The following is a 21,348-nucleotide window of genomic DNA, read 5'->3' on the forward strand; positions in this document are numbered from 1 at the left end:
CACTCAACCGTCCTCCTGGTGCAACAGCACCGTGGTTGCGATGATTAAAACCAGGGCAACGGGCAACCATGCCGCGGCCCACGCCGGCGCCAAACCTGCGATGCCAATTTGTCTCGCGATTTCCGAGAGCAAGAAGAACCCGACCCCACCGACCATTCCAGTCGTAACCATAGTCTGGATGCCACCTGAGCGGAATGACCGCAATGACACAGTTGCTGCCAAAAGGACCATTGCCACACAGAGCAAAGGGCGAACCAGCAGGGACTCGTACTGCACCCTGAGGCGCTCGGTTGAAAGTTTCGCCTTATCAGCAGCTTCTATAAGCTCCGGGAGATCCCAAAAGGATACCGAGAAAACTGTGCCGAGAGCCTCCTGGACCCGGTCGGGTGTGAGGTAGGTCGAGACGAGGTAGGACGTGAATTTCTCGGGCTGCTGGCCGAGGCGTGAAACCCAGGCGTCCGTCAGCTGCCAATAGCCATCTTTGAGTTCGGCCTGAGCGGCGTCTACACGCTCGGAAAAATGCCCATCGCGATCATAAGCGAAGATCATAACGCCGTTCAGCGTCAGACCCCGGTTCGTCGCGGCCGCAGCCCCCAAAACCGATTCCCCGTCGACGCCGTTCTGCGTGATCCAGGAGCCGCCGCCTTGGGCGCGCAAGAGATTGGTATCGTTGCCGAAAGCCTTGGCGAACACCTGTTCGGATTTGGCCCGGCCGCGGGCGGCGAGTGGGTTGTAGACGGTCACGGCGAAGACGCCGACCATAAGTCCGACCGTCAACCCAGGAGCCAGAAATTGCCAGACAGACATGCCGCCGGCACGCATGACGGCGAGTTCGCTTTTGCGATTGAGATACAGGAGGGCGCTGATCGTGCCGACGAGGACCGCGAACCCGATCAGAAATTCCACGTAGGCGCTGAGGCGGAGCAGGGCAATTCCGACGAGCGTTCCAACTGGAACGTTGCCGTACTTGCTCGATTGGCGAAGCAACTCGACGAAGTCGATCATGAAGATCAGGAGCGCGCAAACGGCGAGGGTGGATGCAATCGCGACGAAGAACAACCTGGCGATGTAGCGCGAGAGGGTGAACGAGCGAATCATGGCGCCACCTTCCGGCGCGGCAAGACGAGACGAAGAACCCTTTCGATTGTTCCCGACATCGCATCGGCCGCGCGTCCAAAGATCGAGATCCCCGACTTCTGCCGGTCAGAGTTCTTGATGACGATCAACGACAGAACGATGGCTCCGATCGGGACCCCGTAGAGGGCGATGAGCATCGAGGCGTCCCGCGTCACGGCACTGTTCAACGCCAATCCAGCCATTCGGCAGGTGGCGGCGAAAAGGAATGTCAGGACAAGGGTTTGCATTCGGCTGGATCGGGTGGATCTCGCTTGGCCCACAAAGGCGACGATGAGGAACACAAACGCGATCGGATAAAGTGGGCCGACGAGGCGTTCGTGAATTTCGGCGCGGAACTGGCCGGGGGAATTCTTGAATATTTTCGAGTCCGCGCTCGGGTGCACGAGTTCGTCCCAATAGCGCTCACGGGGCTTCTTTTCGCCCGAGCCGTCGTCCTGGGATTCGAACCGGTCGAGGTCAACGACGTATTTATCGAAAGCAACGATCTGCGGCGGAGCGTCGGCATCCGTCCGCCGGATGATGTGGCCGGTCGACATGACGAGATAGGCCGTTCCGTCCTGCTTCACGATCGATCCGTGCTCGGCGAGGTAGCTCTGGGACTGGGACTTGTCGCGGGTATCATGCATGACAAGTCCGAGAAGCTCGCCGTCTGCCGAGCGGTCGCGGATATGAAACATCAGGTCGGGTTCGGGACTGGAAAAGCGCCCGGGCTGGATGACCTGGGTCAGGAGATCGCTTCTGACCTGCACCAGATAATCGCTCAAGAGGCGCATGCTCCACGGCTGCGCGAGGTGGCCGACGAATGCGAGAAAGATGCTGACGAGCAAAGCCAGCAGGATCAACGGTCGCGCCACTGTCCAGACTTTGGAACCAGCAGCCGACAGGACGATGAGTTCGCTATCGGTATTCAGGCGATTGAGCGTTTGAAGGGCTGCGATCAAAAACGAAAACGGGGCGATGATCGCCATGAGATTGGGCACGGCGAGGGACGTCATCTTGATGAGCATCCAGGTGTCCTGACCCTGGCTCGTCACGACGTTGAACTGGCGCAGCGCCAGCGCAATCCAGACGATGCCCGTCAACGACGCCAGTATGAGCAGAAACGCGCTCGTTGCCTGCCGGAAGACGTATCTCGAAAAAATTCGCATGCGTTAGCCGCTCTCCCCCCTCCGGCCACCCCGCCGAAGCAATCTCCCCATCACCGGCTCCTGTGGGGATACGTCCGGCTCCCATAGCACAGTGGCGGAATTTCGGCTGTTCGCCGTTTCCTGGCCGTTCGGCCGATCGCAAAAATCGTTCTTTCGGCACAATTGCTTAGATCGCGAAAGCGGCTTGGAGGGAAGGGCGTTTGCAAAGGCTCGCTTGCCACGCCTTCGTGAACGACTAAGTTGTGCCGCCTAGCCACCGGTGCTTGCCCCTTCTGTCGCTGCCGTGACAGTGTGGGAAAACCTGCGGATCGGCGTCCGCATCCCGGCACCCTGTCTCCATCCCCGGCCTTCAATTCCTGGCCCCGAATCTCTGGTCTCGAATCCCACGCCTTAAATTCCTTGTCTAAAATTCCTGGCCTCGAATCTCTGGCCCCGATCACCTCTCAACCTGGAGTCGCTTTGAAAATGTCCGACCGCCTCGAAGTCACGTTCGCGCCGCTCAACGCCGAGACTGAATCTGTAACTGTCGCATTGGCGGGCGATGGCTTGGTTCTTGGCTCCCGGGCTCGTGAGCTCGAGACGAAATCCGCAAGCGCGCTGAGCAAGGCTGCAGCTGCCGCCGACTTCAAAGGCAAATACAAGTCGACGATCGAGATTCTGGCTCCGGCGAAACTTGGCATCGACAGGCTGATCCTCGGCGGTCTCGGAAAGTCCGCGACGCTCACCGATCTGCAGCTCGTCGATCTCGGCGGCGCGATATTGGGCGCCATTCAAAATCGCAAGACGTCGGCGGCAAGCGTGATCGTCGACGCGGAAGCCTCGGGCAATATCTCCGCCGATGAAGCTGGCGCGCTGATGGCGCAGGGCGCTCTGCTACGCCACTACAACTTCAAAAAGTACCTGACGAAGAAATCCGGGGAAGACGGAGCGGACAAGGACGGCTTGAAGAAGCTCGTCATTCACGTGCCGCATCCCGACAAGGCGAAGGCCGCATTCCAGCCGCTGAAGGCCGTTGCCAACGGCGTCAACGTGGCTCGCGATCTCGTCAATGAGCCCGCAAATATTCTCGGGCCGGTCGAACTCGCCGAGAAGACAAAATCCCTCGAAAAGCTCGGTGTCAGCGTCGAAATCCTCGACGTCAAGGACATGGAAAAGCTCGGCATGGGCTCGCTTCTTTGCGTCGGTCAGGGAAGCGTCAGGCCGTCTCGCCTTGCCGTCATGGTTTGGAACGGCGCCAAGGGCAACAAGAAGCAGAAGCCGGTTTGCTTTGTCGGCAAGGGCGTCGTCTTCGATACCGGCGGCATATCTATCAAGCCTGCCGCCGGCATGGAGGACATGAAGGGCGACATGGGCGGCGCGGCCGCCGTGATCGGGACGATGCACGCTCTCGCGGAGCGCAAGGCGAACGTCAACGCCGTCGGACTGATCGGCTGCGTCGAGAACATGCCGTCCGGCAACGCTGTTCGTCCGGGCGACATCGTGAAGTCGATGTCGGGCCAGACGATCGAAGTGATCAACACCGATGCCGAAGGCCGCCTCGTGCTAGCCGACGTGCTCTGGTACGCGCAGGAACAGTTCAAGCCGAAGGTCATCATCGATCTCGCGACGCTGACCGGCGCCATCATGGTCGCTCTCGGCAAAGAGTATGCTGGTCTCTTCTCGAACGACGACAAGCTTGCGGACGAGTTGCTGTCGGCATCACGGGCGACCGGCGAAAAAGTCTGGCGCATGCCGCTCGACAAGGCATTCGACAAGATGATGGATTCCAAGAACGCCGACATGAAGAACGCCGGCGGGCGCTGGGCAGGTGCTGCAACCGCCGCAGCCTTCCTGCAACGGTTCGTGCAGAAGGACACGGCTTGGAGCCATATCGATCTCGCCGGCACCGCGATGGACGGCAGCCGCAACGACACGAACCAGAGCTGGGGTGCCGGCTGGGGCGTGAGGCTGCTCAACGCCTTCGTCGCGGAGCACCACGAGAAAGCCGAGAAGTAGGCTTCGGTCTGCCGATCCAACTCGGATCGGCAGAAATTACCGCCGAGTGGATCCGCCGTATCGTATTGATACATATGGTGGTCCACTCAATAGTTTCCATAATATATATTATGCGAAATTGAGATCGGGGGGACTGTGCTGGTCAATGCATGAGATTGTTATCGATGACGGATACACGCGCCACGCCTGTTGCATGCTTGCGCAGTGAGTTGACGGCATCGAGTGCCATTGCCTTCAGGTAGATGGTGATACCAATCTCGCGCATCGACCAGAACATGCCGTAGACCATAGAAGGGAATGACGGCTTTTGCCGCTTTGGGGCTTTAGCACGCACGGTAGACGCCGAACCGCTGCATCCCTCCGCGATTGCGGGAAAGACGCCATAGACTTTCAAGTCCTGTTGCCAGGCAAAGCGATTATCCAAATCAATGGCGCGGACTCGTTGCATGGGTGCAAGCCATTTCCGTGCGCCTGCATTCGACAGAATATAAGCAGCCGTTCTCGAGGGCGGTAACGGATAGCGGACCAGACTGTGCTCTCCGTCGATAGCCACTACCCTAACTACCGTCTTTTTGAAGCGTGTACACAAATGCAGGTAATCCCAATCTGCTGGTACGCTCGCTACTGCCCGAGCCGCGATCGCGTTGAAACCGGCTGATAGTTCGGCGTCGTCTTCGAGCACGATCGCGTATGGCAGATCTCTGGCGACGATCGTGCGCGCGGCGACCAAATGGCTGGCGTAGCAACCGACTTCGCCGTCGCTCATCCGGGTGCTCGGGGTGAACTCGCTGCGCAGCCACTCAGGGACGTTGCGCCCTTCGACTGCCGGAAGTCGCTCCATCTGCAAGCCAAGCTCCGCCGCTTGGCGCCGCATATATGCCAAGCGGTCTTTCGAACGGTCCAGATTAATCAGAAATATTGGTATTGGCACGGCAAGAGCCTCCCCGTGCAACATTATGCGTTGTGCTGACGATAAGTACAGGGATTACTGCAGCGGCCATTGGAATTCGCCCCAGTCGCCAGTCGCCAGTCGATAAGCGAAGTCGAGATCGTTTTTACGCAAGGACAAATCTTTCCGGGTGTAGGCGGATGAAAGCCGGCAGCTCGGCGACGCTCACAATATCGGTCTCGTCGGCCACCATCTTCGCGTACTCGTCGGAACACTGGAAGCTGGGTTTCAATCTGTGTTCCGCGTGCGAGTACGACGCGATCTTACGGCGCCAAGCTTCCCAACCGCCCAAGCTCGTCATATGCCAACCCGCATCCGGGATGACGCGAACCGGTGCCCAGATGCCGGTGTTGATCCAATTCCAAGCTCTGGCATGGAGGTGCCCCAGCACCGTACCTCTGAGCCGCCCCGACGCACATATCTTGGTCATGCGAAGACGTTGGGCACCCGGAAATTGTCGATACTCGATAAGACGTGGTCCCTTGTCCCAAGGTGGGCTCCTCACCCGCCGGTTGGCAGAGCCGCGATAGACCGGCATCTCGAAGATCGTCAGCTCTCCCGGTTTGCGCTCGCTCAGCGCGCGTCTCAACGCCGTGGCGCTCAGGATTTCATCGACGTCCGACACGATGATCAAATCGTTTGCCGTGGCTTGAGCTAATCCCTTGGCAATCTGATTGCGCTGATAGTGCTCGCGAGCCCAATTCGCATCGAGAGGCTTCGTATCCAATCCATAGGCGTCGCTTGTCTCGGGGAAGTCGACGACGATGGGGATGATCTTGCCGGAATACCTTCGGAAGCGATCGGCATTGTCGGCGAAATAGAGAGGTTTCGGTTCTCCCTGAAATGTCCGGCGCGCTTCGACGAGCACAAAATAATCCACGAGCGCGTCGAGCTCGTGCAGCCGCACCTCGAGCAAATCGAGTTCATTAAAAAAGCTGAAGCAATCGAAGAGCATCCGATTACTCGTTGTGATCTACGCGATTGGAATGGACGGGCTCCGATGTCGGAGCGGGATGTTTTGGAAATGAATGGCTTTGAGAAACGGGGCGTCGACTCGAAAAGCCGACAGTGGGCCCGCCGCGCGGCTATCTCCTAACGGAGTAATTTTCGCGGGACGGGAAAACGGGGAGCGAGCGAGTTATCAATTTCATTCTTGGGAACGGAATGAAGGGCATCCCGTCTCGCCCTGCAATTAATTTGCGGCGCTACGCGAGCGTGCTCTTCGGTACCAAAACGGAAATGGGGCACCCATGATCACGATCAGGAACGCAAGCACCGCATTGCGGATGGGGTGTTTCTCGAAGCCGTCACTTTCTATGGATTTGTAGCCCGGGACGTCGTGGGTATCCCCAATCAACGTCCGCACATTTTCAAAATCCTCTTCCTCGACGAGGATCGAAATTCCGCCAAAGAGCACCGCGAAGTGCGGGCATTGGGTGACGATATCCTTACCGGCCGTGACGAAGCGAATGCCGTGTGCCTCGAGCAAGCTTTCGATGACGAGGATCTCTGGAAGCATCAAGCTGGTGTGGGCGATCACAAGCGGCATCTCGTGGCCTCAAGGTCAAATCACGGCTCGCGGCGTTCGAGCTTCCGGATGCCTTCCGCGATCAACACGGCGTAGAGCGCTATGACGAAGCCCGACAGCATGTTGACCGAGACCACCGCGCCGATCGCCTGCGCCAGCGCCGGATCGAACACCCAGGACAGCATGCGGACGACGATCTCATCGAAGCTCTGTTTCAGCAGGAAGAGAAACTCGCTCGCCTGCTCCATCGTCGGCTTCGTGGGAAGATCGAACGCGGCCCGCTTTGCAAGCTCAGTGATGCCGGGCGCCGGCAGGAATGTCAGGCCAGCGGAAAACAACAATCCGAGCGGCGCCGCGAGCCGAAAATAGCCCCAACGCATCGGGCGGGCCTTCAGCCGGTCCATCAGGAACCGGACGGCCTGCACGCCGAGAAAGAGCGAAATGGCGAAAATCACGGCGACGAACTTCAGCCGCTCCTGATCCGTGCCGAGGAATGTCAGAAGCCCGACGACGCCGGCGAGGATGGCCTTCGTTATCGCCTCCAGCGCCCCGACCGTCACGATAACGATCATCGAACGTCCCGGGGGGCGGTCGAAATAAAACGGGAATTCGTATCTGAGGCGGGCGATCTCAAGTGCCGCGCCGACGCCGAGCGCCAACAGCGCCGTGCCGGCTGCGAAGACCAACGGCGCCGTATAGCCGACCCAAGCGACGGCGAAAATTGCCGCAAGCTCGAGCGCCATCATCAGGCCATTGAAGATAATGTGCATCGATCCCCCGCTCTGCCGCCGAGACTAGCAGAGCCAGGCGGCTCGGCAACGGGCGTTGCAAATCGGGGGGCGTCTGGTTTGGACACACCTGCTTTGTGGGCAGGCTTCGGCGCCGTCAGCTCGTCGCCTTATCGGCTTTGCAAGTTGCATCGCCTGCCCGCGCAAAGTTCGCCTCGAACGGATAGGACCGGCGGAACAGCAGAAGCTCAGGACCCGTATCGCCCAGGAGATGCAGCTGGCCGATTTTGCTTTCCTCGTCGGTTCTGTACCAGGCTTCGATCGCATAAGGCGCCGCGCCTTTCGAGAGTTCGAGCTTACCCCTGAAGGCGCCGTCGCCTTGGCTGGTGTCGGTCGCGAGATGGACGGCGACCTCTCCACATGAGTTGTCGTCCTTGATCGCGATCCCGCACCAGCCGTCCTTGCACGCAACGATATCGTACGTCAGGGCGCAGCCATCGTCGCCGCAGTCTTGCGCGTCGCCGTTGCGGCCGTAGCCGTAATAGTGACCGGTCCATCTGCCGGCGAGGGATACCGGCGCGATTTCTTCGACTTTTGCGGCGGCTTCGTCGCCGGCCGCCGCAGAGCCGCCAAAACCGAAGACGAAGATGACCGCGATGACCGATACGGCGACGACAACTCCTGCGGCTGCGAGCGCAACGGCGCCCACCACTTTACCCCCCGGCGAATTGTCGAGGCTCTGTCTTCGCGTCGCGATTTTTTCGATCATCGGCTTCCTCATAATTCCGGTTGGAGCGGTCGCGATCGGTTCAGGTACCGGCCTCATCGTGCTGCCCTATGAAATGTTCGTACTCGCCGGTCGTGCGCCGTTTCTTTTTCCGGCGCACATGCTGTCGTCGGCAATGGCGTTGTTGATCGCACCGATCGTCATCGCGTGTCGACATCGGCTTGAGCTTCACAGACCGCTTGGCCGGCTGTTGGGCATATTTGTGGTGATTGGGGGGCTTACGTCGTTACCTGTCGCCATCATGAGCCATTCCCCGGCGTTGGCGCGGGCCGGATTTTTCGTGCAGGGTCTCGTCTGGCTTTACCTGTTCGGCTCGGCCTTCGCCGCGATCCGCCAGCGGAACATTCGCCGCCACGCGCACCTGATGATGGCGATGGTTGCGGTGACGACGGGCGCCGTCTGGTTCCGCGTGATTACGGGCACAGCGATTGTGCTCCACCTGCCGTTCGACCCCGTCTACGCGCTCGCGGCATGGATCGGCTGGATGGTTCCCTTGGGCATTGTCTTGAGCAATCCGCGGTTCATTTCGGCGAGCTTGGCACGATAGCCGGGCGACATAGCCGCAGGACTCCACGGAACTGGCCCTCGTCGATCCTTTCGGGGTCGTCTACTGTCCGCCCGATCCAAAGAGGACGGACATGACGGCTACGCTCAAACCATCGCGCGACATCACCCGGCTGATCGAAATCATGGCGGCGCTCAGGACGCCCAAAACGGGCTGCCCGTGGGATCTCGAACAGACGTTCGAGACGATTGCGCCCTACACGATCGAGGAAGCCTACGAAGTTGCCGATGCCATCGCGCGCAGGGATCTGGTTGATCTCAAGGACGAGCTTGGCGACCTCCTTTTGCAAGTCGTCTATCATTCGCGCATCGCAGAGGAGCAAGGCTCGTTCGCATTCGGCGACGTCGTCGAATCCTCCACGAAGAAGATGATCCGGCGGCATCCTCACGTCTTCGGTGATGGCGCGGCGCGGGATCCTTCTCAAGTCAAAGCGACGTGGGAAGAGATCAAGGCGGAAGAACGCGCCGAGAAGGCTGCGGAACGTTTACGCGTCTTGGCGCCAAGTTCTTCGCGCGGGCATTCGTCCGCAACGCTGGCCGACGTTCCCGTTGGGCTTCCGGCTCTGACGCGCGCGATCAAGTTGCAGGACAAAGCCGCGAGGGTCGGTTTCGATTGGCCGAACCTTCAGCCTGTGTTTGAAAAGCTAAAAGAAGAAGTCACCGAGCTTGAAGAGGCTTTGGCTGCGTCCAGCGACTCCCCTGCGGGGAGCCGGCCGCCGGACGCGGAAGACGCAATTAAAGAAGAGTTCGGCGATTTGCTTTTTGTGATGGCGAACATCGCGCGGCATCTGAAGCTTGATCCGGAGGATGCGCTGCGGGGCGCCAACGACAAGTTCGTCCGGCGGTTCGCTCATATCGAAAAGGCGCTTGCCGAGCGCGGCAAATCCCCGTCGCAGTCTTCGCTCGACGAAATGGATGCGCTTTGGGATGAGGCGAAAGCGCTCGAGAAGCGTTAGGCGCCCTTACCGTTCCTTATTGCTTCGGCCACGTGCTCGGGCCGAAATCCGAGACCGATGAGGCGCGCCGGGATGCGGGAGACAAACGGCAGCCGGGTCAACAGCCGGATGATCAGCGGCGGCGCTATGGGGCCGCTGGCCGCGAGGGTCTTTGCGATCACCGCGTTCTGGACGGCGAGTTGCAGGCGTTGTGTCGCGCGGGTCGGGAACTCCCGGCGCGTCTGCACGGCTTCCAGATCGTCGAACGTCAAGCGGCCCGTCTTGAGCGGCTGCCACAAGAGATTCGCGGCGGCGACGGCGTCCTGAACCGCGAGGTTGATACCGACGCCGCCGACGGGGCTCATCGCGTGAGCGGCATCTCCGATGCAGAGGAGCCCGGGTCGCGCCCAGGTCTTGAGGCGGTCGACCACGACCGTCAGAAGCTTGACGTGATCCCAGTCGGTAATGGCGTCGGCGCGCTTGGCGTCAAACGGCAAGAGCGCGCCGACCGATTTGCGGAAAGCGTCGAGGCCCGCCGCTCGCACTCTCGCATCGCCACCTTTCGGGATGACGTAGGCGCACTGCCAATAATCTCCGCGCTGTAGCATGACGAAGATATGGCCGGCATCGAAGCGGCCTTGCGTTTCCTCAGTGTCGGTCGGGAGCCTCGGCAGGCGGAACCACATCACGTCCATCGGCGCGCCGAAGTTCTCGCTGACGAGGCCGGCGGCGCCGCGCAGTACCGATGAGCGTCCGTCGGCGGCGACCACGAGATCGGCATTGATGGTCATGTCGCCTTCCGGCGTCTTGACCTTTACTCCCGTTACACGATCGCCATCGAAAACGAGGCCTGTCGCTTCGGCGTTCATCCTGAGGCTGAATTTGGGATAGGTTCTGCCCTTATCCGCGAGAAAATTCAAAAAGTCCCATTGGGGCATCAGGGCGATGAATTTCGTCCGGATCGGGAGATGCGAGAAGTTCGCCATCTCGAGACGCGTGTCACCGAACTGCCCGTAGATGCTCGTTGCTTCCTGATGTGGAAGTTTCAGAAAATCGTCGAGCCAGCCGAGTTCTTCCATCAACTGCAGCGTTGAGGGATGAATTGTATCGCCGCGAAAATCGCGAAGGAAATCTTTGTGTTTCTCGAGTACGGTCACGGCGACGCCGGCGCGCGCCAGAAGCACACCCAGCATCATCCCCGCGGGTCCGCCGCCCGCTATGCAGCATGTGACGCGCTCATCCACGGGGACGAGCTTAGACCGATATTCCCGCCTTGCGAAGATGCCCGATGACGCGCGCCTTCTTTTCGCTCGGCACGCGGAGACGCAATTCGATGCTGCCGTCCTTGCGGGCTTCTCGTGCAAGCACATCGCACGTCTCGTGCAGCCAATGGAGGAGCGCGCCATCGCTTCCCGGCAGGATCACGTCGAGAATTTCGTCGGACGCGCCGAGGCGCTCATCGATCGAATGCAGCAACGGCGCCATGCCCTCGCCGGTCGACGCCGAGACGAGCACGGGCGGGCGGGCATTGCGGTGCACTTCGTGTTGCAGCTCCGCCCGACGCTCCGCAGGCAGAAGATCGATCTTGTTCCAGACTTCGAGAAGGTGGCTTTCGACGGGCAAGGTATCGATACCGAGATCCGTCAGCACTTTCTCGACGTCCTGCGCCTGCGCTTCGGTTTCTTCGTGGGCGATGTCGCGCACGTGCAGAATGAGATCGGCTTCGACGACTTCTTCGAGCGTCGCGCGGAAGGCGGCGACGAGCATGGTCGGGAGATCAGAGATGAAACCGACCGTGTCGGACAGGATGATCCGCCGGGCGCTGGGGAGCTTTACTTCGCGCATGGTGGGATCGAGCGTCGCGAAAACCTGATCCATCGCGACGACGCCAGCGCCGGTGATTTTATTGAAGAGTGTCGACTTTCCCGCGTTCGTATAGCCGACGATCGCGACAATCGGATACGGGACTTTGCGGCGCCCCTTGCGATGGAGATCACGCGTTTTTGCAACGTCTTTCAGGTCGTTTTTGATCGCATCGATGCGGTCCTGGAGCATTCGGCGATCGAGTTCGATCTGGGCTTCGCCGGGGCCGCCGAGGAAGCCGCCGCCGCCGCGCTGGCGTTCCAAATGGGTCCAGGCGCGAACGAGACGGCCCTTTTGATACGTCAAATGCGCGAGTTCGACCTGCAGCACGCCTTCGCGTGTTCTGGCGCGTGCGCCGAATATTTCGAGGATCAGCCCGGTGCGATCGAGAACCTTGGCGTTCCACGCCTTCTCGAGATTGCGCTGCTGCACAGGCGTGATGTTGTAATCGATGACGACGAGGCCGATTTCGAGCTCTTCGACGAGGCCCTTGATCTCTTCGACCTTGCCCGATCCGAGCAGTGTCGCGGGCCGGGGTTCGGAGACCGGCACGATCGTCGAGTCGATGATGTCGAGTTCGATGGCTCTTGCCAGGCCGACGGCTTCAGCCAGACGATTTTCCGGCGTGTGAATGTGCGTGGACGATTTCGCCGGCTGCGCGGTCTTGGGCTTCGGCTGCCGCTTCCATGCGGGCACGACAACGAGCGTTCGCGTTCTCGGCGCTCTCGTCTCCTTCGAGACACGCCGACGTTCGCGATTTCGTCCGCCTTCGCTCTTTTCGCCCTCGCCGTCCTTCGAACGTGAGGTCAACCGGCGGGGCTTTCGTCCTGGTCGTTCAGATTGACGGGGCCGCCCGGCATTATCGTGGAGATGGCGTGTTTGTAGACAAGCTGGGAATGACCATCGCGGCGCAGGAGAACGCAGAAATTATCGAACCAGCTGACGATGCCTTGGAGTTTCACGCCATTGATGAGGAAGATCGTGAGTGGCGTTTTGTTTTTGCGAACATAATTTAAAAATGTGTCTTGGAGATTCTGAGGTTTTTCAGCCGCCATTTTTTTTGTCCGTTTTTTATCTCGACGTCTTGTTCTAGCGTCTTCTCGTAACGAGTGGTGCCGTCGCAGTTAAGAAGTAACGAAGCACCAATGCAGCGGTCACCAGGAAATACGGTAATGATCGAAGCGAGCCGCACTCTACATCCATTGTTGCCTCGCACAATGCGGCAACGTTCGCACCTGCCTCACGCTGAAAATTCAGCAACCTGATGAAATCTCAACCGCAGCTGGCGGGCAAGCGGCCCCGGCCGCCCATCCCCAATTGCAGCTCCGTCTATTTTAACAACCGGCATGACGATATTGGTGGCGGATGTCACAAACGCCTCGCGGGCGTTCAGGACTTCTTCCCGGGTAAAGGTCCGCTGTTCAATTTTTATTCCCTCCCCTTTCGCAACATCCATCACGGTTGCCCGGGTTACTCCGGGCAGGATGTGATGGTCGAGCGGATGGGTGACGAGCGAACCGTTTGAGGCGACGATCCAGGCATTGCTCGAGGCACCCTCGGTGACGTTGCCGGCGGCGTCCACGAACCATGCCTCGCGGGCTCCGGCCCGGCGTGCTTCGTCCTTCGCCAGGACGGCGGGCAGCAGCATCACCGTTTTGATATCGCAGCGCGCCCACCGATTGTCCGGTGTGGTCTTCACACTGATCCCCGTTTCGGCGAGTTCGGCCGCCCATCCCCGCCGTTGGGCGCGAGCGATTACGACAAGCGTCGGCGGCGTTTCGGGCGGCGGCAACGCGAAGTCCCTCGGCCCAGCGCCGCGCGAGACTTGCATATAAACGATGCCGTCGCGGACGCGATTGCGCCGGATCACCTGGTAAATGACGTGGCGCAGCGCGCGCTCCGTCATGGGCGCGGGGATCGCAAGTTGCTTCAACGACCGGGCGAGACGCTCGAGATGCCGGGGTGCATCGACCAGTCCGCCGTCGCGGACTTCGATGACCTCGTAAATCGCATCGGCGAATTGGAAGCCGCGGTCTTCGACATGAACGGCGGCCTGCGCATAGGGCCGGTAGCCGCCATTGACATAAACGATGCGTGTCAAGCGACCTCGCTCCTAGGACGCCGATCGGAGGTCGCCGCTGCGCTGCTCGGAAGAAACGCCGAGCGCGCGGAGCTTTCGATGCAACGCCGATCGCTCCATGCCGACGAATTCAGCGGTTCTCGAAATGTTGCCGCCGAACCGGTTGATCTGAGCCAGGAGGTATTCACGCTCGAAAATTTCCCGCGCCTCGCGGAGCGGAAGCGACATCAGGTGTTCGGCGCCGCCGTTGACGGGCAACGGCACGTTGGAGCCGATTTCATCGGGAAGCATGTCGGCCGTGATAGCGGCATTGGGCTCGCCGCCCGCGAGGATCAAAAGACGTTCGACGTTGTTGCGGAGTTCGCGAACGTTGCCCGGCCAATCGTGCGCCTGCAGCACCGCGATGGCGTCTTCGCCGATCCTGCGCGGTGCGAGGCCCGATGTCTGGGCGACCTGGCTGATGAAATACTGGATGAGTTCGGGAATATCCTCGCGCCGCTCGGCGAGGCTTGGCACCCGCAGCGTCACGACGTTCAGGCGATGGTAGAGATCTTCCCGGAAGCGTCCCTCGCGGATGTCCTGCTCGAGGTCACGTGAGGTCGATGAGATGATCCTGACATCGACGGAAACTTTTTGCGAGCCGCCGAGACGGAGAAACTTCTGTTCGACGAGCACGCGCAGGATCTTGCCCTGCGTTTCCATCGGCATGTCGGCGACTTCGTCGATGTAGAGCGTGCCGGTGTGCGCTTCTTCCAAAGCGCCGACTTTCCGCGGGCCGCCCGTGCGGTCCTCTGTCCCGAACAACTCGTCTTCGACGCGATCAGGCACCATGGCAGCCGCGTTGAGCACGACGAACGGTCCGTCGGCGCGCAGCGATTTTTGATGGAGAACGCGGGCCGCGAGTTCTTTGCCCGTACCAGACGCGCCGCGCAGCATGATCCGGCTGTTCGTTGGGCCGGCCTTGTCGATGTTGTTCTTCAGCTGGTTGATCGCCGGCGATTTGCCGATCATGTCGGCGGAAACGACTGAGCGTTCCTTGAGCTCGCGCACTTCGCGCTTCAGCTGAGACGCTTCGAGCGCGCGCAAGGCCACGAGGATGAGGCGATCGGATTTGAACGGCTTCTCGATGTAATCGTAAGCGCCGCGCTTGATCGCGGTCACGGCGGTTTCGATGTTACCGTGGCCTGAAATGATAACGACGGGCAGATCGGGATACGTCCGCTTCATCACCGTCAGGACTTCGAGTCCGTCGAGGCGGCTTCCCTGCAGCCAGATATCGAGGACGACGAGGTGAGGCCTTCGGTCTTCGATGGCGCGCAGAGCTTCATCGCTGTCGCGTGCAAGCCGGGTCCGGTGGCCCTCGTCCTGTAAGATGCCGGCGACCAGGTCCCGGATATCCGCCTCGTCATCGACGATCAATATATCAGCTGACATTGCTGCGCTCCTGGGGGGGTTAAGCGTTTCATCTCATGCTCCGCCGGCAATTTGCGCTGCGGCGCGAATTTGATCTGTCGTCATATCGCGGGATGGTCCGACCTTTATCGGCAATGTCAGCCGAACCAGAGCGCCGCGCGTTCTCGTATTGCTTACCGGAGCATCCTCAAGGGCCAGCGTGCCGCCGTGCTGCTCGACGACTTTCTGCACGATGGCGAGACCGAGGCCAGTGCCCTTGGTTCTTGTCGTAACATAGGGTTCCAAAAGCTTCGCACGATTTTGTTTCGGCAGACCAATACCGTTGTCGATGACTTCGATCGCGACGCGGTCCGGCAGTGGTACCAGCCGCACCTCGATCTCGCCCTTATAGCCGGGCGGACGGCCCTGTGCTTCGCCGTAGGATTCGATCGCCTCGGCAGCGTTCTTGATGAGGTTGGTGACCGCCTGCGATATCAGCCGCAGATCGAAATGGGCGGTGACCGGGCGATCCGGAAGAACGAGCTTGAAGTTTATGTCCTTGTGGCCTTCGCGGAAAAGGACGGCCGGCTCTTGGACGGCGAGTTTCAGATCCTGATCGGCCATGGCGGGCTGCGGCATACGTGCGAACGATGCAAACTCGTCGACCATGCTTTTGATCTGACCGGTTTGGCGTTCGATCGTCTGCGTCAGCGTTTCGAACAGCTCGCGGTTTTCGCCAATCTGCGACCCGAACTTCCGGCGCAGGCGCTCTGCCGAAAGTTGTATCGGCGTGAGAGGGTTTTTGATTTCGTGCGCGATACGTCGCGCGACGTCCGCCCAGGCGCTCGTTCGCTGGGCCTGGACGAGTTCGGATATGTCATCGAACGTGACGACGGAACCGACGTCGCCCTCACCCTCTCTCTCGTGCGTGATCCGGACGGCGAACGTTCGCTCTTCATCACCGATCTGCTTTTGAATTTCGTACTGCTTGCTCTTCAGACCGGGCTCGTCGCCGGCGGAAAGAATGCACGCGAATTCCGGGACGACATCCTTCAGCGGCTTGCCGACGACTTCCGCACTCGTGAAGCCGAGCAGGCGTTCGGCGGAGCGGCTGATGAGGGTGATGCAGTCGGCACTGTCGAGGCCGATGACGCCGGCGGAGACGCCCGACAGAACGGCTTCGATGAAATTCCGCCGCTCGGTCAATTGCGCATTGGTGGTGACCAGCGCGTTCTGCTGCTGCTTCAAATCGCGCGTCATCACGTTGAACGTATGCGAGAGACGCCGCAGATCGCCTTCTCCCCGCTTCTCGGGCAGCGAGAATTCGAGATTGCCTTTCGACACTTCCTGCGCGCCTGCGATCAACCTTCGGATCGGCGCGACGAACCTGCCCGCAAACCACATGCCTACCCATATCGCGGCAAGCAGAGACGTCATCGAGATCATGAAGTAGATGAGGCCGTGCGCGACTTTCAGGCCGCCTTTGGCTTGCCTCAGGCGCGTATATTCATAGACGTTCTGCTCGGTGCTCTGGAGATGGCTGATCACCTTCGGACTGACGCCGCGCGCGACGTAGAGATACCGCCCCGGCATGCTGTCGATCTTGGTGATCGCAGAAATCCGATAATCGCTCGACGGTTTCGATAATGCGACTTGGCCGGATTCCGCCTGCTGTATAGCAGCGGGCGGCGGCACGACATACGGCAGCTTCGGATCATCGAGCGCAAGGACGATGGGCACGCCTTCGCCGTCAATGATGTAGGCCGACGTCAGATCTCTGAGACCTGCCTGGCCGATGAGGAACTTCTGAAATGCGTCAGGATCGTCCTTGAGAGTCGCGGCCTCGCCGTTGATATCGCGGACCATGTTGACGATATCGGTCCGGATGATCTGGCTGTGCTCGTCAACGTAAGCCTTCGCGACGTCATAGGAGTTTTCGACGATGGCGCGCGTGCGCCCTGAGAACCAGCCGTCGAGCGAGCGGGAGAATGTCGTCGTCGCGGCGACGGCGAGCAGCACGGCCGGCAGCGCGGCCGTGAGGGTGAAGAGAGCGACGATGCGCGTGTGCAGCCGCGCTCCTGGAACCTTCTGCTTCCAGGCACGGCGAAGTCCGAGCGCTTGCCAGACGATGGTGCCGAACATCGCGACGAGGAGGACGGCATTCACCGCCAGCGCCGTCCAGACATATTCATTGCGCGGCGTTATCGCGGTTAGACCCGTCAGGATGAGATAGCTGACGAGCGCAGACATCAAAGAGAGCAGCACGACGCCGAGGCCGAACCAGAATGCGCGGTCGGACGGGTTCAGCGGTGTTGCCCCTTCCTCGACCAAAGCAGCAGCGGGCACTCTATCGCGCAGGGCGATCGTGTCGGCTTTGCCATCGCTGTTGCTGGCGCTCATCAGTTGTCGACCGATCCAACTATTGCTCTGAATTCGTTCTCAATTGATCGTCCGCCCATTACCGTGGACGGCATTTCCCGGCGCGGTATTTCCACACCGGGCGAGCATGCAGCGACGATCACGCTACAGCTGCCCAGACCCAACAGCCTAACTGTGACATTTTCGCGACGGGTGTGGCGCAGATCAAGCGCCAAACGCGTGTTCGGTCAAGGCCTGTGGATAACTTTTTGGGATACGAACGGTATGATCAGCCTTCGACGGTGCGAAATACCCGGATATTGAGATCCCGAATGCGCGCGCGCAGCGTGTTGCGATTGAGGCCGAGAAGCTCGGCGGCGCGAATTTGATTGCCGCGCGTCGCTGCCAGCGCCGCGCTGAGGAGCGGCTTCTCCACGTCGCGGATGACCCGGTCGTAAAGGCCTGGCGGCGGAAGTTCATTGCCGAACGAAGAAAAATACCGCGAGAGGTATCGCTCGACGGCTTCTCCGAGATCGCCGCCTTCGGCGCCGCCTCCGACCGGGGCCGAGATCGCGGAGCCCGCAAGCTCCTGCTCGACGATTTGAGCCGTCAGCGCGTCCTGCGTGTAGAGGGCGACAAGGCGGCGGACGACGTTCTCCAGCTCACGGACGTTGCCGGGCCATGGATGCGACTTGAGGCGTTCGATCGCGGCGGTCTCGATCGACTTCTGTCCGAGGCCTTCCCGCGCTGCCTGTCTCAGGAAGTGGCGAACGAGATCGCCGATATCTTCGAGCCGCTCGCGCAGCGGTGGCAGGCGTATCGGCACGACATTCAGCCGATAGAAGAGATCTTCGCGGAATAGACCCTGTTGGATCTGCGTTTTGAGATCGCGGTGCGTCGCCGCGATGATGCGCACGTTGGTCTTGATGGGCGTGCGCCCGCCGACAGTCGTGTATTCGCCTTGCTGGAGAACGCGCAAAAGCCGCGTCTGCGCTTCAAGCGGCATATCGCCGATTTCGTCGAGGAAGAGCGTGCCGCCCTCGGCCTGCTCGAAGCGGCCGGGCGTGCGCGTCTGGGCGCCGGTGAAGGCTCCCTTTTCGTGCCCAAAGAGCTCGCTCTCGATCAATTCCCGCGGGATCGCCGCCATGTTTATCGCGACGAACGGGCCGTGCCGGCGCTTGCCGTAATCGTGCAGAACGCGCGCGACGAGTTCCTTGCCCGTGCCGCTCTCGCCGTTGATCATGACCGTGAGATCGCTCTGCGTCAGGCGCGCGAGCACGCGATAGATGTCTTGCATCGGCAGCGAACGGCCGATGAGCGGTAGTTCGTCCGTTTCGCGTTCGGTGTTCACCGTCTGGCGCTTTCGCCCCGGCTCCGACAGCGCGCGCGAAACAACCGCCACGACTTCATTGAGATCGAAGGGCTTCGGGAGATATTCGAAGGCGCCCTTCTCGGCCGCCGTCAGCGCCGTCATCAGCGTGTTCTGGGCGCTCATGACGATGATCGGCAGATCGGGCCGTAGTTTCTTCATGCGCGGAATGAGATCGAACGCGTTCTCGTCCGGCATGACGACGTCCGTGATAACGACATCGCCCTCGCCCTGGCTCACCCAGCGCCACAGCGTCGCCGCGTTGCCGGTCGCCCGGGGCGCGAAACCTGCCCGCGCCAATGCCTGGTTCAACACCGTGCGAATGGCGGTGTCGTCGTCGGCGATAAGTATGGTGCCTCTGGCCATCAAGTCTCTCTCGTCGTCGGCACGGGAGCTGGCCGCGCGCGTTGCATGGGAAGCAGCACGCGGAAGATCGTGCGCTTGGGCTCACTTTCACATTCGATGATGCCGCCGTGATCGGCGATGATCTTGGCGACCAGCGCGAGTCCGAGGCCGCTGCCGGACGTCTTGGTGGTAACGAACGGATCGAAGAGATGCGGCTTCAAATGATCGGGGATGCCGCAACCGTTGTCTTCGATCTGGATCATCAACGGGAGGCTGACGCGCGTATCAGAGCCGGGAAGCGATAACCGCACTCCGGGCCTGAACGCCGTCTGCATGATGATGCGGCCAGAGTCGGTTCTATCGCCGATGGCTTCCGCCGCGTTCTTCAGAAGGTTGAGGAAGACCTGCACGAGCTTATCGCGATTGCCGAGAACGGGCGGCAGCGACGGATCGTAATCCTCGACGTAACGGACGTTGCGACCGAACCCGTGCTCCGCGATGCGGCGTACATGATTGAGAACGTCGTGAATGTTGACCGCATCTTTCGTGATCGGGCGCTCGTCACCGAACACCTCCATGCGATCGACGAGATTACGGATACGGTCGGTTTCGGAACAGATGAGCTGGGTCAGCGCGCGGTCTTCGTCGGAAAGAGCGGGCTCCAGCAGCTGGGCTGCGCCGCGAATGCCGGACAAGGGATTTTTGATCTCGTGCGCCAAGACGCCGGCCATTCCCGACACGGAGCGCGCCGCCGCGCGATGCGTCAGCTGCCGCTCGATCATTTGCGCCATCGAGCGCTGCTGCAGCATCAGGAACATGTTGCGCGGCTCTTCGAGAAGCGGGCCGCCATAAACATCGACAAGCTTCGCGCCGGAGAACCGGGGCGTCGCGACTTCGATGCTGTATTCATTGACTGTCGAGCTTGTGGACTGCACCTGCTCGATCAATCCAAGCAGCGGGCAGCCGAATGCGACGATGTCGGAAATCCGGCTTCTCGTCAGCGCGGACGCACTCATCGAGAAAAAGGATTCAGCCGCCGCATTTGCAAAAACGATGGTTTGATCGCTGGCAATCACGAGTATCGGGTGCGGCAGCGCACTCAATAAATCCTCGCAATCGACCGCTCTGGCCGGAGGCGGCGCCGAGTGACGATCAGATTTGCGTACCGATGCCGACTTGCTACTCATGCCGCGCGCGACTCCGTACAAGAATAAAAAGTCTTAAGGCCGTCGAGCACACGCTCGGGTTCAAGCATCGTGCAGAGCTTGGCGCGCCACGACTTGACGACCGCTTCGCTGGCGCCGCTCGTCGCCAAATACCAGCCGACGTGCTTGCGGGCGTTGCGCAGACCGAGGTCCCTGCCGTAGTGGCCGAGCATCGCTTCGACATGCTCGAGGGCAATGTCGCGCTGATCGTCGAGCGCCGGATCGCCTGCATCGCGGCCCGTCGCCAAGAAGTTTGCGATGCGCCCCGGCATCCACGGTGCGCCGTAGGCTCCGCGTCCGACCATGACGCCCCTTGCCCCGGAAGCTTGCAGCGCCTCTGCTGCATGGACGGGCGATAGGATGTCTCCGTTGACGAGGACGGGAAGCGAGGTCGCTTCAACGACGGGACGCACAGCCGACCAATCGGCGGCGCCCGTGAAGAACTGACACCTCGTGCGGCCGTGGACTGTGATCAGCTTGATGCCTTCCGCCTCCGCGCGCTTGGCGAGTTCAGGAGCGTTGCGGGTCTTGTCGTCCCAGCCGAGCCGCATCTTCAGCGTCACGGGAACCTTCACGGCATTGATGACCGCTTTGATCAAAGCCTGGGCGTGGTCGAGATTGCGCATGAGCGCGGAGCCCGAGAGTTTGCCCGTCACCTCTTTTGCGGGGCAGCCCATATTGATGTCGATGATGTTCGCGCCCTTCGCTTCGGCGATACGGGCGCCCTCAGCCATCCACCGCTCTTCGCGGCCGGCGAGTTGTACGACAAACGGTGTCAGATCCCGCCCCTCGACCCGGCGCAGGACGTCAAATCGCGATTTGACCAATTCCTCGCTCGCGACCATCTCGGAAACGACGAGGCTCGCTCCAAGGCGATGCGCAAGACGCCGGAAGGGAAGATCACTCACCCCCGACATGGGCGCCAAGACTGCGGGTGGCGTGCCGTTTACGATGTCTTCTAGCAT

General features: G+C 60.7%; 19 protein-coding genes. 3 read left to right on the forward strand and 16 right to left on the reverse strand.

Features of this window, described 5'->3' with window-relative positions; translation table 11 throughout:
* Positions 1-3: 3 nt before the first annotated feature.
* A complete protein-coding gene (lptG, locus tag AACL53_RS08515; RefSeq protein ID WP_339084059.1) occupies positions 4-1,098 on the reverse strand; it encodes an LPS export ABC transporter permease LptG in 1,095 nt (364 codons plus the stop codon).
* Positions 1,095-2,285, reverse strand: coding sequence for an LPS export ABC transporter permease LptF (gene lptF, locus AACL53_RS08520; protein WP_339084060.1), 1,191 nt, complete (start codon positions 2,283-2,285; stop codon positions 1,095-1,097). The genes lptG and lptF overlap by 4 nt, the downstream gene beginning before the upstream one ends.
* Positions 2,286-2,750: 465 nt before the next feature.
* Here lptF and AACL53_RS08525 point away from each other — a divergent pair, with 465 nt between their 5' ends.
* Entirely contained in the window at positions 2,751-4,280 is a 1,530-nt protein-coding gene (locus tag AACL53_RS08525) for a leucyl aminopeptidase (protein WP_339084061.1), read from the forward strand.
* A 142-nt stretch (positions 4,281-4,422) separates the two neighbouring features.
* Here AACL53_RS08525 and AACL53_RS08530 read toward each other — a convergent pair whose 3' ends face one another.
* The 5 genes from AACL53_RS08530 to AACL53_RS08550 form a co-directional block, all read right to left on the reverse strand.
* Positions 4,423-5,235, reverse strand: a complete 813-nt coding sequence (locus tag AACL53_RS08530) for a glycosyltransferase family 25 protein (RefSeq protein ID WP_339084062.1) — start codon at positions 5,233-5,235, stop codon at positions 4,423-4,425.
* Between the two features lie 100 nt (positions 5,236-5,335).
* Positions 5,336-6,184, reverse strand: a complete 849-nt coding sequence (locus tag AACL53_RS08535) for a hypothetical protein (RefSeq protein ID WP_339084063.1) — start codon at positions 6,182-6,184, stop codon at positions 5,336-5,338.
* Positions 6,185-6,421: 237 nt separating this feature from the next.
* Positions 6,422-6,778: a hypothetical protein gene (locus AACL53_RS08540; RefSeq protein WP_339084064.1), complete on the reverse strand. Its 357-nt coding sequence runs from the start codon at positions 6,776-6,778 to the stop codon at positions 6,422-6,424.
* Positions 6,779-6,798: 20 nt separating this feature from the next.
* A complete protein-coding gene (locus AACL53_RS08545) occupies positions 6,799-7,527 on the reverse strand; it encodes a hypothetical protein (RefSeq protein WP_339084065.1) in 729 nt (242 codons plus the stop codon).
* A 115-nt stretch (positions 7,528-7,642) separates the two neighbouring features.
* On the reverse strand, positions 7,643-8,197 hold the full coding sequence (locus AACL53_RS08550; RefSeq protein ID WP_339084066.1) for a hypothetical protein: 555 nt from the start codon (positions 8,195-8,197) through the stop codon (positions 7,643-7,645).
* Positions 8,198-8,213: 16 nt separating this feature from the next.
* Between AACL53_RS08550 and AACL53_RS08555 the strand changes: the two genes are divergently transcribed.
* Both AACL53_RS08555 and mazG read left to right on the forward strand, forming a co-directional pair.
* Complete coding sequence (locus tag AACL53_RS08555) at positions 8,214-8,819, forward strand: DUF2306 domain-containing protein (RefSeq protein WP_339084067.1); 606 nt, start codon at positions 8,214-8,216, stop codon at positions 8,817-8,819.
* A 91-nt stretch (positions 8,820-8,910) separates the two neighbouring features.
* On the forward strand, positions 8,911-9,792 hold the full coding sequence (gene mazG / locus AACL53_RS08560; RefSeq protein WP_339084068.1) for a nucleoside triphosphate pyrophosphohydrolase: 882 nt from the start codon (positions 8,911-8,913) through the stop codon (positions 9,790-9,792).
* Here the strand turns inward: mazG and AACL53_RS08565 are convergent.
* The 9 genes from AACL53_RS08565 to dusB all read right to left on the reverse strand — a co-directional run bounded on the left by AACL53_RS08565 (position 9,789) and on the right by dusB (position 21,348).
* Positions 9,789-11,015, reverse strand: a complete 1,227-nt coding sequence (locus tag AACL53_RS08565) for an FAD-dependent oxidoreductase (protein ID WP_339084069.1) — start codon at positions 11,013-11,015, stop codon at positions 9,789-9,791. The two genes, mazG and AACL53_RS08565, sit on opposite strands and share 4 nt — an antisense overlap.
* A 10-nt stretch (positions 11,016-11,025) precedes the next feature.
* On the reverse strand, positions 11,026-12,330 hold the full coding sequence (gene hflX, locus AACL53_RS08570; RefSeq protein WP_339086916.1) for a GTPase HflX: 1,305 nt from the start codon (positions 12,328-12,330) through the stop codon (positions 11,026-11,028).
* Between the two features lie 110 nt (positions 12,331-12,440).
* Positions 12,441-12,689 (reverse strand): RNA chaperone Hfq, encoded by a 249-nt coding sequence (gene hfq, locus AACL53_RS08575; protein ID WP_092869530.1) that lies wholly within the window; start codon positions 12,687-12,689, stop codon positions 12,441-12,443.
* A 185-nt stretch (positions 12,690-12,874) separates the two neighbouring features.
* On the reverse strand, positions 12,875-13,735 hold the full coding sequence (locus tag AACL53_RS08580) for a D-amino-acid transaminase (RefSeq protein WP_339084070.1): 861 nt from the start codon (positions 13,733-13,735) through the stop codon (positions 12,875-12,877).
* A gap of 12 nt (positions 13,736-13,747) precedes the next feature.
* Complete coding sequence (locus tag AACL53_RS08585; RefSeq protein WP_339084071.1) at positions 13,748-15,148, reverse strand: sigma-54 dependent transcriptional regulator; 1,401 nt, start codon at positions 15,146-15,148, stop codon at positions 13,748-13,750.
* Positions 15,149-15,181: 33 nt separating this feature from the next.
* Positions 15,182-17,506 (reverse strand): PAS domain-containing sensor histidine kinase, encoded by a 2,325-nt coding sequence (locus tag AACL53_RS08590; RefSeq protein ID WP_339084072.1) that lies wholly within the window; start codon positions 17,504-17,506, stop codon positions 15,182-15,184.
* A 247-nt stretch (positions 17,507-17,753) separates the two neighbouring features.
* Entirely contained in the window at positions 17,754-19,199 is a 1,446-nt protein-coding gene (ntrC, locus tag AACL53_RS08595; protein ID WP_339084073.1) for a nitrogen regulation protein NR(I), read from the reverse strand.
* Positions 19,199-20,365 carry a nitrogen regulation protein NR(II) gene (locus AACL53_RS08600; protein WP_339084074.1) on the reverse strand — a complete coding sequence of 389 codons (1,167 nt, stop codon included), beginning with the start codon at positions 20,363-20,365 and terminating at the stop codon, positions 19,199-19,201. Before AACL53_RS08600 ends, ntrC begins: the two co-directional genes overlap by 1 nt.
* Positions 20,362-21,348, reverse strand: a complete 987-nt coding sequence (gene dusB / locus AACL53_RS08605) for a tRNA dihydrouridine synthase DusB (RefSeq protein WP_339084075.1) — start codon at positions 21,346-21,348, stop codon at positions 20,362-20,364. The genes AACL53_RS08600 and dusB overlap by 4 nt, the downstream gene beginning before the upstream one ends.

Origin of the sequence: Hyphomicrobium sp. ghe19, assembly GCF_902712875.1 — a bacterium.
GTDB lineage: Bacteria > Pseudomonadota > Alphaproteobacteria > Rhizobiales > Hyphomicrobiaceae > Hyphomicrobium_B.

Coding starts and splice junctions, on each gene's coding strand:
- AACL53_RS08585 (WP_339084071.1), bottom strand. CDS start 15,148: ATGTCAGCTGATATATTGATCGTCGATGACGAGGCGGATATCCGGGAC.
- AACL53_RS08530 (WP_339084062.1), bottom strand. CDS start 5,235: ATGTTGCACGGGGAGGCTCTTGCCGTGCCAATACCAATATTTCTGATT.
- lptG (WP_339084059.1), bottom strand. CDS start 1,098: ATGATTCGCTCGTTCACCCTCTCGCGCTACATCGCCAGGTTGTTCTTC.
- dusB (WP_339084075.1), bottom strand. CDS start 21,348: ATGCTAGAAGACATCGTAAACGGCACGCCACCCGCAGTCTTGGCGCCC.
- AACL53_RS08545 (WP_339084065.1), bottom strand. CDS start 7,527: ATGCACATTATCTTCAATGGCCTGATGATGGCGCTCGAGCTTGCGGCA.
- ntrC (WP_339084073.1), bottom strand. CDS start 19,199: ATGGCCAGAGGCACCATACTTATCGCCGACGACGACACCGCCATTCGC.
- mazG (WP_339084068.1), top strand. CDS start 8,911: ATGACGGCTACGCTCAAACCATCGCGCGACATCACCCGGCTGATCGAA.
- lptF (WP_339084060.1), bottom strand. CDS start 2,285: ATGCGAATTTTTTCGAGATACGTCTTCCGGCAGGCAACGAGCGCGTTT.
- hfq (WP_092869530.1), bottom strand. CDS start 12,689: ATGGCGGCTGAAAAACCTCAGAATCTCCAAGACACATTTTTAAATTAT.
- AACL53_RS08535 (WP_339084063.1), bottom strand. CDS start 6,184: ATGCTCTTCGATTGCTTCAGCTTTTTTAATGAACTCGATTTGCTCGAG.
- AACL53_RS08525 (WP_339084061.1), top strand. CDS start 2,751: ATGTCCGACCGCCTCGAAGTCACGTTCGCGCCGCTCAACGCCGAGACT.
- AACL53_RS08590 (WP_339084072.1), bottom strand. CDS start 17,506: ATGAGCGCCAGCAACAGCGATGGCAAAGCCGACACGATCGCCCTGCGC.
- AACL53_RS08540 (WP_339084064.1), bottom strand. CDS start 6,778: ATGCCGCTTGTGATCGCCCACACCAGCTTGATGCTTCCAGAGATCCTC.
- AACL53_RS08600 (WP_339084074.1), bottom strand. CDS start 20,365: ATGAGTAGCAAGTCGGCATCGGTACGCAAATCTGATCGTCACTCGGCG.